The sequence below is a fragment of the Paenibacillus sp. P4_A7 genome, assembly GCF_056402455.1.
Map to the genome: position 1 here is coordinate 1 of NZ_JBFUHJ010000793.1, position 1,210 is coordinate 1,210.

Sequence of the window (1,210 nt, forward strand, 5' to 3'; positions counted from 1 at the left end):
CTTTTGAAGCGTTAAGGTACGGCACACTCTGGCCGGCATTATTTAGTCCATACGAATCTAAAATCACTAAAAAAGTCAGGGAAGAAACGGGTGATTAATGATGAAAATTACGCTGGATGAAGAATACTACAAGCTGCTCCATGAATTGCAGGCTGTTGATTTTGTATTGTTGGAGTTGAACTTATATTTAGATACTCATCCTATGGATACAAATGCAATACAGCAATATAACAACTATGCTTTGTTAAGGCAGCAGATAGCCCAATTGTATGAGGCAAAGTATGGTCCCTTGAAAAATTTCGGTCAAAGCTTCTCAGGTGTTCCATGGTCTTGGAATGAAGAACCGTGGCCTTGGCAGGTATAGAAAAGGATGGAGCAAGCGCGAATCTAAAAGGAGGTACTGTAAATGTGGGTGTATGAGAAAAAGCTGCAATATCCAGTTCGCGTAAGCAAATGTGATCCTATGATGGCCAAGTTTCTATTGGAGCAATACGGGGGAGCAGATGGGGAGTTGGCTGCAGCATTGCGTTACTTGAACCAGCGGTATACGATACCCGGAAAAGTAATCGGATTGCTGACAGATATAGGTACGGAGGAATTTGCACATCTCGAGATGATTGCCACTATGGTTTATAAGCTGACGAAAGATGCGACACCAGAACAGCTAAAGGCCGCTGGTTTAGGAGCTCATTACGTTGCTCATGACAGCGCATTGTTTTATGAGAACGCAGGTGGCGTCCCATGGACGGCGGCGTACATTCAAGCAAAAGGTGATCCGATTGCGGATCTCTATGAGGATATTGCAGCGGAGGAGAAGGCGAGAGCTACTTATCAATGGCTCATTGATCTGACGGACGATGTGGATCTGCAGGACAGCTTGAAGTTTCTGCGCGAGCGTGAGATTGTCCATTCGCTGCGGTTTCGGGAAGCGGTGGAGATACTTAAGGAAAAGCGGGATGAGAAAATATTTTATTAGATATATACCTCTATACCTCTCTGCAGTGATACTTGGCTGTGGGGAGGTTTTTTGTGCTTTATTGAAGAAATGCAGTTCTGGTGTCGCATCTTTCGTCAGCTTATAAACCATAGTGGCAATCATCTCGAGATGTGCAAATTCCTCCGTACCTATATCTGTCAGCAATCCGATTACTTTTCCGGGTATCGTATACCGCTGGTTCAAGTAACGCAATGCTGCAGCCAACTCCCCATC

Annotated in this window: 2 protein-coding genes and 1 pseudogene; 2 read left to right on the plus strand and 1 reads right to left on the minus strand. The window is 44.7% G+C overall.

The features are described from left to right. The first annotated feature begins 100 nt into the window (after positions 1-100). Both AC1DWN_RS34035 and AC1DWN_RS34040 read left to right on the plus strand, forming a co-directional pair. Positions 101-364 carry a spore coat protein CotJB gene (locus AC1DWN_RS34035; RefSeq protein WP_477563232.1) on the plus strand — a complete coding sequence of 88 codons (264 nt, stop codon included), beginning with the start codon at positions 101-103 and terminating at the stop codon, positions 362-364. Between the two features lie 42 nt (positions 365-406). After that, entirely contained in the window at positions 407-976 is a 570-nt protein-coding gene (locus AC1DWN_RS34040) for a manganese catalase family protein (RefSeq protein ID WP_477563231.1), read from the plus strand. A 75-nt stretch (positions 977-1,051) separates the two neighbouring features. Here AC1DWN_RS34040 and cotJC read toward each other — a convergent pair. Beyond that, positions 1,052-1,210: pseudogene (gene cotJC, locus AC1DWN_RS34045) on the minus strand (spore coat protein CotJC); the annotation flags it as partial.